12 protein-coding genes are annotated in these 16316 nt (G+C 38.9%); 11 read left to right on the top strand and 1 reads right to left on the bottom strand.

Going from position 1 to position 16316, the window contains the following annotated elements:
- The first annotated feature begins 49 nt into the window (after positions 1-49).
- The 11 genes from CHH53_RS04775 (at position 50) to CHH53_RS04715 (ending at position 15234) form a co-directional block, all read left to right on the top strand.
- A complete protein-coding gene (locus tag CHH53_RS04775; protein ID WP_095214984.1) occupies positions 50-1261 on the top strand; it encodes a DUF2334 domain-containing protein in 1212 nt (403 codons plus the stop codon).
- A 506-nt stretch (positions 1262-1767) separates the two neighbouring features.
- Positions 1768-3294, top strand: a complete 1527-nt coding sequence (locus CHH53_RS04765; RefSeq protein WP_095214982.1) for an AbgT family transporter — start codon at positions 1768-1770, stop codon at positions 3292-3294.
- 685 nt (positions 3295-3979) lie between these two features.
- Positions 3980-4453, top strand: coding sequence for a hypothetical protein (locus tag CHH53_RS04760; RefSeq protein WP_143594465.1), 474 nt, complete (start codon positions 3980-3982; stop codon positions 4451-4453).
- Positions 4454-6013: 1560 nt separating this feature from the next.
- The gene (locus CHH53_RS04745) at positions 6014-6808 is read left to right on the top strand and encodes a hypothetical protein (RefSeq protein WP_095214978.1); all 795 of its coding nucleotides are present in this window, start codon (positions 6014-6016) and stop codon (positions 6806-6808) included.
- Between the two features lie 2 nt (positions 6809-6810).
- A complete protein-coding gene (locus CHH53_RS04740; protein WP_233134852.1) occupies positions 6811-7443 on the top strand; it encodes an ATP-binding cassette domain-containing protein in 633 nt (210 codons plus the stop codon).
- Positions 7436-8011, top strand: a complete 576-nt coding sequence (locus tag CHH53_RS04735) for a hypothetical protein (RefSeq protein ID WP_095214977.1) — start codon at positions 7436-7438, stop codon at positions 8009-8011. The genes CHH53_RS04740 and CHH53_RS04735 overlap by 8 nt, the downstream gene beginning before the upstream one ends.
- 308 nt (positions 8012-8319) lie before the next feature.
- On the top strand, positions 8320-8595 hold the full coding sequence (locus tag CHH53_RS04730; RefSeq protein WP_095214976.1) for a DUF6018 family natural product bioysynthesis protein: 276 nt from the start codon (positions 8320-8322) through the stop codon (positions 8593-8595).
- A gap of 209 nt (positions 8596-8804) precedes the next feature.
- The gene (locus CHH53_RS17290) at positions 8805-8975 is read left to right on the top strand and encodes a hypothetical protein (RefSeq protein ID WP_158221484.1); all 171 of its coding nucleotides are present in this window, start codon (positions 8805-8807) and stop codon (positions 8973-8975) included.
- Positions 8976-9059: 84 nt separating this feature from the next.
- Positions 9060-10526 carry a DEAD/DEAH box helicase family protein gene (locus CHH53_RS04725; protein ID WP_095214975.1) on the top strand — a complete coding sequence of 489 codons (1467 nt, stop codon included), beginning with the start codon at positions 9060-9062 and terminating at the stop codon, positions 10524-10526.
- Between the two features lie 130 nt (positions 10527-10656).
- Positions 10657-12057 (top strand): 23S rRNA (uracil(1939)-C(5))-methyltransferase RlmD, encoded by a 1401-nt coding sequence (gene rlmD / locus CHH53_RS04720; protein ID WP_233134845.1) that lies wholly within the window; start codon positions 10657-10659, stop codon positions 12055-12057.
- 285 nt (positions 12058-12342) lie between these two features.
- Positions 12343-15234 (top strand): DEAD/DEAH box helicase, encoded by a 2892-nt coding sequence (locus CHH53_RS04715; protein ID WP_095214974.1) that lies wholly within the window; start codon positions 12343-12345, stop codon positions 15232-15234.
- A gap of 84 nt (positions 15235-15318) precedes the next feature.
- Here the strand turns inward: CHH53_RS04715 and CHH53_RS04710 are convergent, their stop codons facing one another.
- Entirely contained in the window at positions 15319-16206 is an 888-nt protein-coding gene (locus CHH53_RS04710; protein WP_095214973.1) for a WD40/YVTN/BNR-like repeat-containing protein, read from the bottom strand.
- Positions 16207-16316: the final 110 nt, after the last annotated feature.

Genomic DNA, 16316 nt, shown 5'->3' with positions numbered 1-16316 from the left:
TAACTAAAGAAGTTAGGAAACCTGAATTGTATACGAAAGAGGAGAGCTTATGGATATTCGTCAGCTGGTATCTGCAGACGATGCAGAGGTCTCGGGGTTTGGATATAAAGCGGATGGCAGCGGATCATTGCCTCTTGTGGTGAATGAGGAAGATGATTATTACTTTTCCGGGCAGAATCTGTATAACCCTTTCGGGGAGGTAGTCACGGAGTCGTTTCGTCTTTTTCTGAATGACGGGAGCAAGGGGACCGTCAAATATCTGAGACTGGAGGATGTGCATCCAATGGCAGATCCGGAATTATTGCGGGAACAAGCTGAATATTTGAAGAAGGAAAATATCCCGTATATGGTTGCGGTGATTCCTGTATATGAAAATAAAGACAAAATTGTTCATCTCTCTGATTCGCCGAAATTAGTGGATACATTGCGGTATATGCAAGAAAACGGCGCAAGTATCATCATGCATGGTTACAAGCACCAATACCGCAGCTCAGAGACAGGAGAGGGATTTGAATTTTGGGATGCGGAGAATGATCGGCCCATTTATCAACCAGCCAAAGATAAAGCGAAGCAAAGATCGGATTTTTCAACTGCTGAGGAGTATGATGAATTTGTAAAGAAAGGAGAAAAATACGAGAAGGGATATATGGAAAATGCAATCAGAAGCGGTGTGGAGGAGCTGGTTGCACATGATTTATATCCGATTGCTTTTGAGGCGCCGCACTATGCAATCTCCCAGCAAGGTTATCGTATAGTCTCTAAACATTTCTCTTCTTATGTCGGGCAATTGCAGCTTACTGATTCAACATGGCAAAGCGAGTATGCCCCCATGCATGAATCGAAACCCGATTTCCTGCATGGTATGATTATTTATCCAGAGACTTTGGGTTATATCGAGCAAGGCGATGCCAAAGCCATGGAGAAATTGAACGCTAAAATAGAAACTGGATCAAAATACAGCCAATCATATTTATCCGCTTTTTACCATCCTTATCTTGGACTTGATGGTTTAAAAGAAGTCGTCAAAAGTCTGAATGAGGTCAATGGGGATTGGCTTGATTTAAAACAAAAAGATAACTTGGTCCAGGTAAAGGACATTCGAATCCAAACTAAAGACGGGGAATACCAAGTTGAGAAGCCATTCTTAGCCAGTGATTATGAACGGAATTTGTTTATCAAGAAATCCCTGATATGGGCTATTCCGTTAGTTTTGTTTATTTTACCTGCTGCTTCATTGCTGGTAATAAGGAGACGGGAGTAGGGAGTCAACCAAATGGGGATATTTGTCCTTTTGAAGGAAGATGATTTATGATTTATGGATGCCGGGCGGAATACGTGCAAAAAAAAGACCGGCCGCCCGGACCTGCAGCCTGTATAACACGCTCTATTACGGTAATCCTAACCCTGTACCAATTCAATGAGGAGGGGTATTCCATGGTAAAAGACTCCTATGCTCCGAGGGAGAAAAAGAACGGCGAGGGTAAGAAGCCGGATGAACAAAGAAGAGGAAAGGCAAGATCCAACACGCGCGGCGGAAGGAATTAAGCTGGCTCAGCACAGATATGCAAAGTAAATGAATATCCTGATTTAGACCTGGTGTTCGTGAAGTGATCTTTCCGGATGCTAGGTCTTTTTCATGTATAGCTGCAGCTCCTACAACTGGCTATTTTGCCTATTTCATTCATGGGAGCTCTTGTCTATACTTAGGGTGTTATTTTCATACGATTGTTTGAATTTTTAATCTAGTCTGAATAGGGGGATTAAAACGTGGAACAGTCACAAAAGAATGGTTTCGTCATGCGTGCTTTGAATGGTATCGAACGTGTCGGGAATAAACTTCCTCATCCGGTAACATTGTTTTTCATCTTTGCGGCGATTGTTGTTGTTTTATCCGCGGTTTTTTCTGCCATCGGGGTCAGTGTAGAAGACCCGGTCAATGAAGGGGAAACAATCGCGGTCAAAAATCTGCTGAACGCAGAAGGGATTCTCTATCTGTTCGAAAGTGCGGTAACAAATTTTACCGATTTCGCACCGCTTGGGACTGTGCTGGTAACGATGCTTGGTATCGGGATTGCAGAACGCTCTGGATTGATCAGTGCGGCTTTGCGCGGGCTTGTGACATCTGTTCCGCGTACATTGATGACGGCAGCTTTGGTATTCGGCGGTGTCATGTCCAGTATGGCAGCTGACGCAGGATATGTGGTGCTGACTCCGTTGGGAGCGGTGTTGTTCGCAGGGCTTGGGCGTCATCCATTGGCTGGTCTGGCTGCGGCATTTGCCGGGGTATCCGGCGGCTATAGTGCAAACCTCCTGCTGACTTCGCTTGATCCGCTGCTTGGAGGCATGACGCAGGACGCGGCGGCGATTATCAGCCCGGATTATGCGGAGGGTATCAATTATGCGATGAACTTTTACTTCATGTTCGCGTCTGTTTTCCTGCTCACAATTTTAGGTACATGGGTCACCGATAAAATCGTGGAACCTCGTTTAGGCACTTATAAAGGCAGTGTAAATGAAGATGTCAATTACCTCAGGCCGCAAGAGAAGAAGGGTCTATGGGGAGCACTTATTGCATTTCTCCTTACCCTTATAGGGATTGCCTTGCTCGTCATTCCTTCATGGGGACCATTGCGGGCGGGAGAAGCCAATATCATCGACGCACCATTTTTGAATACGCTGGTTCCGGTCATCCTGATCGTATTCTTTATCCCGGGTCTTGTTTATGGGCTGCTCACAAAAGAAATCAAAAATGATAAGGATGTCGCTGATCAATTATCGGAAACAATGGCAACGATGGGGTCGTACATCGTCTTAGCCTTTGCTGCGGCTCAATTCGTTTCTTATTTCAATGAATCGAACCTTGGTACTGTCTTGGCAGTAAGAGGTGCAGCTTTCATTGATGCAACTGGTTTTACAGGAGTGCCCCTGATCCTGACCTTCGTTGTCGTTTCTGGCTTCATCAATCTGTTCATCGGCAGCGCTTCTGCTAAATGGGCGATCATGGCCCCTGTGTTCGTCCCGATGATGATGCTGTCAGGCTATTCACCTGAATTCACACAGCTGGTGTACAGAATAGCGGATTCAACCACAAATGTCATCTCCCCATTGATGCCATACTTTGCCATCGTCATCGCTTTCGCTCAAAAATATGATAAGAAGGTCGGAATCGGGACGTTGGTCTCGACGATGCTTCCGTACTCCATTGTCTTCAGCCTCGGCTGGGTGGTGATGATGCTGATTTGGATGTGGATTGGGCTGCCGATCGGACCTGGCACCCCGATTGAATATCCTTGATCCTTCACTTGAAAGGGCTCGATTCCTTAATCCGGATCGAGTCTTTTTTTGTTTAAAGATATTTTTTGAGCTGCATCTTTTTATAAGCCGATATTTTGACGATACTTACCTGATAATGATGAAGACGAGGCGGAATTTGAAAATAAGCTTAATGAGCACATACCTAACATTAAAGCTGCTGATGCCGTGAAATTAGATGGTTACCTGCAGGGGATTGGCTATTGTATTTGTTACAACGAAGAACAGTACATGGAGTTAGTAAGGTAGATGCAAGAAATGCTTCAGAGGTAAAATAAATGATAAGGGTAGATTTTTTTGACGAGATTAGCTTTATGATGGAAAGAATTTTGAGTTTCTATAACAAAAGAAAAAATCAAATAACATAAAATAACGAGAGAAAGTAGATGCTTTTTCTCGTTATTTTATTTAGCATTATCAAATGCTACAGTTATTTCTATCCGGAAGTATAAGGTACTGATCGAGAAGTGGTGCAGATTGAGGAAAAGCTGCACCAAGCAGTCGTACACACATAGTATGCATAGAGATCAAACAAAATTCCCTTAATAAATGATCACTATTACAAGAAATTTAGTTTTTTTTTCTTAAAAAATATAGTTAATATTGACCATTCGAGTAGGACCATGGTAGTGTGACATAGGATAAATGCTAGTAATATTTTGAGGAGTTGGGTAAAATTACTTTATTAAAAAAGATTTTGGCATTATTAGTATTTTTAGGTGCTTTTGGTTCAGCTGCAATTAGTGTACAAGCAGCTCAGCCTGCAGACTACACAGATTCTACATTCACCTTTGCTTTTTCTGGCTTTGATGAAAATGATAATACAAATGCAAGAAGAAAAGGTTCATCATCTTCTATGTATATTAAAAATACATCAAGTTATAAGTTCTCCGTTGAGCCTCAAGCAGATGCACATTACGGAAAAGGAACAGATTGGGTTAGAGTTAATAATAAAGGTTTATTCCCTATTAACCCTGGAAAAAAATACGAAGTCTATAATACTGCTTATGAAGACTTTTTCGATGGAGTACAGGTTCGTTTCCATGGACATATGGATTTATGGTATAAGACTGTAAAAGCGAAGGTTAACTGGAGTCCTGATTATAACCCGGAGAGCGGCACAACTGTAGTAGGCCTTTAATTAAAATTACATAATAGGTATTCTAGCGTTTATCCTTCCTAAAAAGGAAAGGAGTTATGAGCATTTTGCTAGCAGTTCAATTTAGCAGGTTATTACATAGTAAATTTTTTTATATTAGTATTTTAATTGGTTGTTTCATAACAATGGCACACTTCTTGCAAACTACAAGTATCTCAACAAATGAGACGTCCATTATTCCAAATTCAGCATATCTCCTTTGGCTGAATGTCAGTATGTCTGAAATTGTAAATATGTTTTTTATGATGTTGCCTATCCTAGCAGTGCTGCCTTTTAGTACTCAGCTTCTTATTGATAAAAAAACTAAATATCATCATCTAATGATATGAGATCTGGAAAGTATAAGTATTTATCTTCTATGCTATTAGTAAGTGCACTCGCAGGTTTTGTGGTAATTTCATTACCAATTTTGCTGAACTTCCTTCTATTTTCCCTTACATTTCCGACCATTTCACCCAATCCATTCATCTATTATATAGATGGAATAAATTCATTTGAAACATTGTTCTATGATATTGAGTTGAAATATCCCCTGATACATACATTGATTTATATTTGTTTATCAGGTTTGATTGGGAGCATTTTTGCTACTTTTGGTACAATGCTTTGTTTATATTTCCGGGTAACGTTAGTAGTAATAGCTATACCTGTACTAATAAATTTACTTATGTCAGTATTAGGGGATTTCTTAGGAGTAAGCTTATCACCATTGTATTTCTTAGGAATGCATCCACCAGTTCCTGTATATCTCTGGAGTGTCTTGCTATTTTGTATTTTTGTAGTTATTAGTACTTGTATCCTTGTTATTAATGGTGGTAGAAATATTGATAAATACTAACCTTATTAAATTTAGCATAAGATATTTCTTCGTAAATCGAAGAAATTTATACACATATATAGCGCTCGGAATTTTATTATTAGTATCTTACTTTTTTATTTTATTTGTTCTTCATGATACCAACGATAATATCCCGAGGCCCTTTCATGTTATTACTTATAATCTTGATTACTATTACAGGTGGGTTTATTGGTTCTTAGTTCCGTTTGTTCTAATAACCTCACTATTAGGTAATCTACAAAGCATCTCGATATATATTCAAATAAGAATAAATAATCCTAAGCAATTGCTATTTCTTTATATTATACAATTAAGCATTATTGCATTTTGGGGAACTTTACTAATTGGCATAATAACATTTGCTTGTTTTCCTTTAGCATCTAAAACTATTACTGCAAACGACGTCTTAAATATTTCTTTCCTATTAATATTCTGTTTTCTTAACCTAATAAATATAGGCTTATTGGTTACTATTTTAGCAAAGAAATTTTCAAGAGAAGCTAGTTTTATAATTGTATTTTTACTAACACTTTGCGACCAATATGTGCTAGGACATTTCTTATTTAGCTCTACTAAGCTCTTATATAGGCCAGGTTTCTCACTTTTTGGGACAAGCTTTGCATTGCTTGAAAATATCTTATTATTGATAGGACTCCTTTTAGTACTAACCGATGTAATCCGAAGAAAAGAGGAGTGAGTGTTTCATGTTATCAATGATAAAAAGAGATGTTCTAATGAGATTTCATTACAGTAAGCATCTTGTAATAATTCAGTTTGTACTTTTTTTGCTTATTACTTTCTTTTTTATTTTTATTTTTGAGTTAAATAATATAAGCAAAGAAACAGAATGGATATCTATTAGTCGGTTTTGGAATGGTTTTTCAGAAAGTGACCTTGAAGAATTTAAACGTACTGGGGAGTTTCGGATTCCTTATCTTTGGTTGGTTTTTCAGCTTCTTTTCTTTATTTCATTAAGAACATTCTTTGCGGTAGACTTAACAAAAAGCAGTGGCTTTATTATTATGCGCACAGGGTTTAGAAGATTTGTGATAAGTAAGATAATTTCATTGTTGATATATACCGCTTTATACATATCAGTATTTCTTTTATGTATTTTTCTAGTGTCCCTATTACAGTATTTGATGTTTGGCATAGAGCCTTCTTTCATTACAAATTGGAAGATTGTATCTATTTTCTACTTTTTTTTAATTATGGCCTTATTCTTAGAAGCGATATTTTTTGAGATTGGAAGTGTCATTATAGGTGAAATAATTACTTTCATTATAGTGTTTACATTTAACTTTCTTTCTATTTTTAGTAAAAATATTTTTCTGATCGGCAATTATACAATGTTCAGTCGTTGGAGTGAATCCATTATGTTAAAACAGAATATAATAACTTTGTTTTCTTGGGTAGGTATTCTAGTTTTAATTTTCTTTACTATTGAAATGATTATTGTGAAAAAAATAGACCTTATAAGTGAAAAGGGGGAGAATTAACCTTGTATGTAAGATGTGAAAATGTATCAAAGATAATCAAGAAACAGGTTATTTTAAATAATATAGATCTTTCTCTTGAAAAGGGAAAGATCCATGGAATTCGTGGTTATAATGGATCTGGAAAGACAATGCTTTTAAGAGCTATTGCTGGTTTAGTCAAGCCATCCGAAGGAACAGTATTAGTGAATAACAAAATTGTAGGAAAAGATACGCCATTTCCTGAAAGTATTGGTGTATTAATTGAGTATCCAAGCTTCATTCCCGATTACACTGGTTATAAAAATTTATTATTCTTAGCGAAAGTTAAAAATAGAATTAGTGAAGAAGAGATTAAGAACACTATTAGTTTAGTTGGATTAGACCCTAATGATAAGCGAAAATATAAAAAATATTCCCTGGGAATGAAACAGCGTTTAGGTATAGCGCAAGCAATAATGGAGAACCCAGACTTGCTATTGCTTGATGAACCTTCAAATGCATTAGATGAGAAGGGGATACAACAACTGATCAGAATCTTAAAGACGCTAAAGTCTGAGGGAAAGACAATTATAGTAACAAGTCATGATCATGATTTCCTAGAACAAGTGGCTGATGATACATACACTATTTCTGAAGGCGCGGTTATGAATGAGTAAATTTAAAAATAAATATATCTATATTATAATTCCCGTTATTTTAGTCATTATTATAGGATTCATTGTTAGAGTAAATATTGTAAATGATGAACGTAAGCACTTTGAAACATACAGAGTAGATGTACATGCTGGTGAAGTTATTACCATGGGTGATTTAGAATTGACTTATGGTAAAGCTAGCGAGCCGCTAATAAAACAAAGCGAGGATTATCCGGACAAACAAGATGTTGTTTTTGAACTACCTATTAAAATTACAAAAAAGAGTAGTAGTAATCTTGATATAAAAAACAAGTTTGCAATATATGAGCAATATAAAGGCTTTATTAACCTTGCAACAGTTGCTTATACTAGTGATGCTTTAAAGCAAGACAATCGAGGCTTATTTAATATCCTCAGTGATTACCAGGAAGGAAAATCTATTGACCTTAAAATCACGACAGATCTTAAATTGGGAGAGTTTTACTATTATTATAACGATTATAATATAGATAAACCTGCTTATATTGTTATTGCCGGTCCACAGAGTCCGAAAGGAATTCCACTATACTACTATAAGTTACAGGAATAATTCAGGATATAATTAGATTGCTTACGATCTTACAGAATTAATTCCACGGTAGCTCTATTTTATAGAGTGATTCTATTCAATAATTATTCAATGTTTCATCTTGTGAAAAACTATAGTAAAATTATGTAATTAAAATACCATTTCTATTTTTAAAGCAACCATTACTGGTTCGCGGTGATTAATTAACCTTATTATGAAACGTAACGCGCTCTTTGGAGCTATTGTCTACACATTAGTGTATTTAATAGACTCTGAAGAGCGCTTTTTTGCGTTTTATATAAATTAACTTCAGAAAGGATGTTTTAAACATGGGGAGCAACACAGCAAAATTAAGTACAAATTCAAGAAGTAATGGCTTAGCAAGGTTCGAACGGGTTATGAAGGCAAGAGCTCAGATTGAGTACATTTACAAAGGTGATAAAAGAGAGTTTTATCGCTGTAAGACTCGCAATAAAAAAGAGGCGCTGCAGGAAGCTTTGAAATTTATCTCCGCCTTAGAAAAGGTCCATCAAAAGAAAGTCATATGGAGATTCAAAGGTGAGACAGAATATCGCATAGGCGCCGCTGTTGTGGTTGATAGCTAGGTTTATTCCTACTATTAAACTCAAGGGCTGTTTTTTTATGCCCTCAGCGGGATCTACGAGAAACATGGTGTTAACCAGGCTTCTCGTTTTTCTATATAAAACAAAAGAGAGAGGATGCTTTTTATGAAATCATGGGAAAGCCAATCTAATTGGCGGCAAGTAAATCTTTCAGAAGTAACGAGAATAATAAACGTAAGGGGTTTACTATTATGACACCAAATCAATTCGATTGGCTGAAGAGTCATCTACATCAGTTGGCGTCAGAAGACCAAAAAAGACTTCAAGAACTCGGAATTTCAAAAGCTATCCAAGCCGAAAAGCTAAAAATCTCTATTTCGGATTTTGCTAAGGTGAGGGATGAAGCTTCTGAAATCGTATAAGTACATGAATAACTAAAAATGGAGGTGACTCCTATTGCTAGAGGATAGAGAGAAACCTCTATCCTTTGGTGTTTAGGTAATAAAATGAATCAAGTTCAATGGGATTTAGTAAATGAGAAAGATTCTCCTAAGATGATTGATATATATATGGACCAGGCTTGGCAGGATGCATATTGTTATTCGCTTGCTGTTGAAGAGACTGAAAATGAGGCACAAGTGCCGCCTAATTTACTCTTTGCTATCATATCCGGAAGTGACTCTACACTTGAAGCAATGAAAGCAGCCGTAGATATAGGTAGCAATGGCCTTTATTTCGGACATGGTGTAAAAGGTCTATCTCAGTTTTCTTTCGAAAAAGAGTTTCAATTTAGCTCAGAGAAAGGGAAGTATGAGAAGTTTCCAATAACCCTTGCAAACGGAACTAAGGCACTAGCTATAGTCCACGATAAAGTCTTATCAAATGAAGAATATATTCTTTCATTTGGGGATGATCCTGCAGAAAATCTTAGACAAATACTTGGCGGGGGACAATACGGATTACATATACTTCCTGAATGGAAAGATTGTGTGTATCAGGAATTGGTCCTACACAATTATTTGGAGAGAGTAGACTTCTACAAGGATCCTGGATTATTTCAAGAAGGCTTTACATTGCTCAGACTAAGAATGGTAGAGCATGAAGCGGATGCTTTAATTTCAAAATTAATTAAAGCAGGAAAGCTGCAGTTTCCTAAGCATGGTAAAGGCGAGAACTTACATGATGTAGTGGATCTCAATAGCTATATGACCAACTACGTTGATGACATGATTGAGAAGATTTCTGCTCAAGTTATGCCTACTCATAACCCCATGGAAGATGAAGTATCAGAGCATTTCAGTAGTTATAAGAGAGAGTTGTTTCCAGTTCAGGCCCACGTTTCTACTGCAATTGCAAAGCGGTTGAAACATGAAGATAATTTCATCATTCAAGGTGAGATGTCCACCGGTAAGACAACTATGCTTGCTGCTATTGCGGATGCTTATCATAAAAATAAAGGTCAAAAAGGTTATTTTTGTTGTGTAATGGTTCCTCCATCTCTCACAAAGAAATGGCCAGAGGAGATAAAGGAAATCATTCCAGGAGCAATCGTTCACGTTATTACTAAGACGGAATCACTAATAAGGTACCATTCAGAGTGGATACGGAGCGGAAGAGTAAAACCTGTTAGACCTACCTTCTTTGCCATCAGTTTTACTACGATGAGAGGGGATTCAGCTTATGTACCTGCGGTAAACTTGCAGGATAACAAGATAAACAAGTTTGGATACTATTGCCCAGATTGTGGCCAGCCGCACCAGGTAGTTGAGTCGACTGATACTCAACTTAATGAAAGCGGCAGCGAGGTAATAGTAAAAGTAAAAAGAGACATGGCAGAAAATGAGTTTGGAACATCAAGGAGAGTCGCGGATAGCAAGATGCCAGCAAATGCTTTTTGCTCGGAATGTGGAGGAAGCTTATGGACTAAGAGTGTCCCTAATCGGTATGCCTCATTTAGAGAATGGGCCGCATAGGAAAGCCGTTGAAATATTTATCTGGCATCCAGCGGCAAAACATGATAAAAAAGTATAGGAATCATTTTAAGAAATTACCTTTCATTATATGATAGATTAATCGATTCCGTAAGAAAGGAGGAAAAGTAAAATGAAGATGGCACGTGAAATCATGGAACCAAGAGTCATGGAAACAGAAATCAGCCATTTAGACAATAAAGGGTCTGGCCAGGCCGCAGTATGGATCGATAGAGGACAGGATAAGCCGCGTAAGGTGAAACTGACAATTCCCAAAACATTGCCAGGCGAAAAAGTGCGGGCAACGGTAGCTTGGCCGCATGCGAAAAGATCAAAAGCTGCTTTGGAGGAAGTGATGGAGGCCAGTCCGGAACGTGTTGCGGCACCATGCCCTCATTTTGATCTTTGCGGCGGCTGTGCATGGCAGCACTGGCAATACGAGGGACAGTTAAGACAAAAAACAGCTCATGTGAAGGAATCATTGATCGGTCAGGGCTTTGATCCTGCACTGGTGAAGGACACCATCGGCATGGACAATCCATGGCATTACCGCAATAAGATGGAGTTCACATTTGCTGCGGATGGCTCGATGGGCTTGCATGAACAGGGGAATTTCCGCAATATCATCCCGCTTGAAACATGTCTGATCGCCGGCGGCGATATGAAGGATGCCGTCATGGAAGTGGCGGCATGGGCCAAAGATCATGGATTGAGCGGCTATAACAAAGAGAAACACGAAGGTCTGCTTCGTCATTTGATGGTAAGGCAGTCGTTCATCACGGGCGAAATCATGCTGGGGCTGTTTGCGACAGAAACTCCTGATGGGGAATTGGCACAAGCGGTAGAGGATTTAAAGCAGCGAATCGAGGAAAAACATCCAAAGGTGAAAAGTCTGCTATGGCTTGTCAATACGGATTGGGCTGACCGTACACAGTCAGAGGATACACATGTCTTGGCGGGACGTGATTTCATTTATGATGAAATCGGAGGCTATCGCTATCGTCTTTGGTTCGATACATTCTTCCAGACGAATCCGGTACAGGCTCAGAAACTGATCGACCTTGCCCTTGAAATGGCCCAGCCGAAGAAAGATGAAAAAATGCTGGAGCTGTTCTGCGGAGTGGGGACCTTCTCCCTTCCATTTGCCAGCAGGGTGGAAAAGCTTGCCGGCATCGAAATCGTGGAAAGCTCCATTGAATCTGCGAAACGAAATGCAGCAGATAACGGCATTGACAACACATACTTCCTGGCTGAAAACGCAAGATATGGCATTGACCGTGTACTGGACCAGCTGGGAACTCCTGATTTGCTATTGCTGGATCCGCCGCGCTCCGGCGCAGGCGGTAAAGTAATGCGAAAGATCGGCCGATCCCAGCCGAAGCGGATCGTTTATGTTTCCTGCAACCCAGAATCATTTGCAGTCGATGTCAAGGAACTCGAACAATTCGGTTATACATTGGACCAAGTGCAGCCGGTTGATTTGTTCCCGCATACGATGCATGTGGAGTGCGTGGCAGTGTTATCTCTAAATTAATAAATAGCTTTGTTAGAAGCTGATGACTTCCACTTATTGAAGGGAAGCCACAGCTTCTTTTTTATTTGCATCATAGGGGTCATATTTCTATGAAGAGGCAGATAAGGAATATCTCTTTTTAGATGAAGACAGTATTAAATAAAGTGGATGAACAACGTATCTTTTTCTGAATTCATGAGTCAGGAATAATTTGTATTAAAAAGATGATATAATTTTCCGATAGTATATATATGTATAGATTTACCACTTAGGAATGTACGGGTTCCATTGGAGGGTTCAAACAACATGACGTTTAACATGACAAAGTATTTCAGGGATAGTATTGCTTCTAAACTAAGAATTGATTTTAAAAATAATGAATTTGCAGTTGCGTCCATCAATGAAATTCAATATGGCAAGACAGACAAAAAGCACTTTGACAGATTACAAAATAAAAAGAAATTCAGTCAGCAAACTCTTCCTGTCATACTTATAGTTAAGTCTATAAAAACAATCTTTGATGGCCAGGAAAAAAAGTATGACAAACATGAACTGGACGATTTAAATGGTATCTATTATGTTCCAGCAACGCTTACTTCTGAGGGGGTATTGGAACCATCTGATAATAAATATCCTTGGATAGCAAGGGAACATCTTACACCGATAATAGACCAAGACATCGCTGTTGGATCACTGAACGACTTCGATGAATTTTTCAGTGATAATTTTTATAGACTCAAAAAAATGTCGAGTTGGGAAGAATACTATACATTTGTCTGTGATATGTATGAACAAGTCACTAAAACCAAAATCACTGCCAATCTGGTCAACGGTATGGAACTGGATGAAAAAATATATATTATCAGAGATGAAACGATAAACTCTACAGCGGCCCTGCTGAAGCTATATGATCATTTATTGACAAGTGATCTCAGTCAGCACACATTATATCAGAATTTTATGAAGCAAGAAGTAACTCCATTGACCCCTTTGCTCGCAGACAATTCCTCAAATATGAAAAAGCACCTGGGGCAAATGGGGGGAGAGTACCCTTTATCCCCATCACAAAGGGAATGCCTTCATCACTTTAATGCAATGGACGAAGGGGAAATTCTTGCTGTAAATGGGCCACCTGGTACAGGGAAAACAACATTGCTTCAATCATTAGTTGCAAATCTTTTTGTTGAACGAGCAATTAAGAAAGAAACCGCACCAGTGATAGTTGCATCGTCAACGAATAATCAAGCAGTAACAAATATTATTGAGTCGTTCGGAAAAATGGAGAAACAATGGACGGAAAGTGATTTGGAAACAAGATGGATAACAGGAGTTGATAGCTTTGCTGTGTACTTCCCCTCTATAAGTAAGGAGGAAGAAGCAAAAAGAAAGGGATTTCAGTTCACTAATCCGCGTGGTAAACATTTTTTCGATAAATTGGAAAGTGAAGATAACATAAAAGAATCTACTGTTAAAATGCTGAATGCTTGCAAGGATTATTTCGGACAAGCGTTTACTGATATTTTGGAATGCGAGTCAGCTATTTGGGAGAGACTTACAGAAGTTAACGGAATAAGAGAGAGCCTTTTGTCTGTAATGGAGGAATTTAATCAACAATTCACCAGTGAATACGATATGGAGACATACATTGAGATTTTAGGAAGGCAGCGTGTTCAGTTAGAGGAGCAGTATAATGCAATCAGCGCCAGAATCGATGAATGGATAGCTCATTTTAATAAGCTGCCAAAAATGATTCGATGGTTTGGTTTTTTGCCGAACTTTAAAAAGAGAAAGGAAGATCGTATCCGATACTTCATTCAACCGGAGGAAACATATATAAATGAGTCAATGAATGAAGATGAGATCATTTCTATATATAGTAAAAAAACACAGGATATAAGAAATGAAATGGAAAATCTAAAGAGCCTGGAGAGCAAAGTAATTGATCTTACAACAAAATATAAGGATTATATTAGAAAGTTAGTCGATTTAAAGATTGTAAGTTCAAATGATGTAAATATGAATTCATTATGTGGTCTCAATGAGTTCTTGGATACCACTGCTAAGTATGCTTCTTTCTGGCTGGCAGTCCATTACTATGAATGTCGATGGCTGCAGGCAAGGAGACTGACGGACAATCAGAAAGGAAAAAACTTTCCAAACGTTCTTCAAAGGATGTATGAGAACTTGAGTATGGTATCTCCATGTTTCGTTATGACTTTTTACCAGCTCCCTAAAATGTTATTGGCATATGATAACGGAAAAGAACATTATCTATATGATTACATCGATTTATTGATCGTAGATGAAGCGGGGCAGGTCTCACCGGAGATTGCAGCATGTTCTTTCTCTTTGGCCAAACGAGCTGTAGTGGTTGGTGATGTCCATCAAATCGAACCGGTATGGAATATTAATAAATCTTTGGATATTTCTTTGGCCCTTTCCAGTGGAGTCATCAATTCAATTGAAGAGTTTGACAAACTCAGTGATCTTGGTTTGAATACATCAGGATCCAGTATTATGAAAGTGGCATGCAAGAGCTGCAGATATGAAAAATACAGCGATAGGGGATTATTCTTAAGTGAACATAGACGCTGTTATGATGAGATAATTGAATACTGCAACCGGTTGGTATACAAGGGGAATTTAAAGCCTAAAAGAGGAAAAGCTGCACTAGATGATGATAATAAGATAGCTAGCTTGTCCATAAAGCCTTTAGGGCACGTACAAGTCACTACTGCGCATTCTCAAAAAAGAGCTGGAAGCAGATATAATGAAAAAGAAGCAAGTAAAATTGCTGAATGGTTAAATGAGAATTTCTCAGCAATCAAGGAAAGCTATCAGGGTGAGGAGGAGAAAATGCTAGTAGGTATCATTACTCCATTCAAGGCACAAGTCTCTGTTATCAAGAACAAGCTTTCGAAAGAGCTACGGACGCTTGTGGATGTTGGAACTGTCCATACTTTTCAAGGTGGAGAAAGAAAAATCATCATCATGTCAACTGTTTATGGTCACAATGACGGATGTTTCTTTATTGATGCGAATAAAAGCTTATTGAACGTAGCCGTATCTCGCGCCAAAGACAGCTTTTTAGCGTTTGGGGATATGGGATGTTTATCGAACAGTGAAAGTAAGCCTAGCAGCCTGCTAAAGAGAATGACAGTGAAAATGCATGACTTTCCTATGCTAAACTATAATTGATTCTATAAGTAAAGTATTTAATTCATGTCGTGAATATCAAAGGCTTCAGCTCTCAAAACAAAGAGCTGAAGCCTTATTTATATCTTAATAGTAAGAATCATTCTCCCGCCAATTTGCTTCTTCTTCCTCTGTCATGACATCGTCGGGGTCAATCAATCCAGTCATGTCGAATGTGGCACCATTGTCGTCTGAGACAAGTGTGGCTTTCACATTCCCGCCGTAATAATCGCCGTTTGAACCTTGTCCCATTGTCATGATGAGCTGGTCGCCTTCGAATTCTGCTGATTCCATTACCGTAAAGATCTCATCGTATATGCCGGGCAATTCAACTTCAAACGCTCCCCAATTTGCTCCGCCGTCAGTTGTACGATAGTATTCTGCAGGACCTGTTAAGCCGAAAGTCATGAAGCCTATATCCTTGGAGACGAATGTGCCGCTCTGGACAATCCGTTCGCTGGGTGCACTGCCTGTCAGAGTCCATGTCCTGCCGCCGTCTGCTGTTTGGTAAATTTGGTTGCCTTCCGCCGACATGGTTCTGCCGCCTGACAGAATGACGAAGCCATCCTGTTCACTAGTAAAGCCGATGATACGTAAGCGGACACCTTCGATTGCATCAGGAAGTTCCGCTGTCTCCCAAGTCCTGCCTTGGTCCGTGGATGATAAAACAGCTGTGTGCCCCATGCCGCCGATGATAAAAGCCAGTCTTCCTTCGGATAAGCTATAACTTTGATCGATCAGTTCCGTTTTGGAGCCTTGGTATTCTCCTCTAAAAAGCTCGTCGACTTCCACAGGAACCTGCATCCAATCCTCCCCGCTGTTCGTCGTGACCTGCAATCCTGATTGATTGATTGCATAGGATATAGCTGGAACGCTTCGTGCTTGTGATGGTGGTTCGATCGATACAGGGGCTGTTTCTTCCTGACAGCCGGCCAACAATAATAAACAAAGACAGATACCTGATATGTATCGCATTTTTCGCATCCCTTCTATCATTCTATTTTATGGTATTTGGAAAGGGCAGTACAACCCATTATGTAAAAGAGTGGAAGGGAATGGTCCACTATAGAAAAAGAGGCTGGGAC

This window comes from Terribacillus sp. 7520-G, assembly GCF_002271665.1.
Taxonomy (GTDB): Bacteria; Bacillota; Bacilli; order Bacillales; family Amphibacillaceae; genus Terribacillus.
The sequence above is the reverse complement of the archived record's forward strand: the minus strand, read 5'-3'. Positions and strand labels throughout refer to the sequence as shown.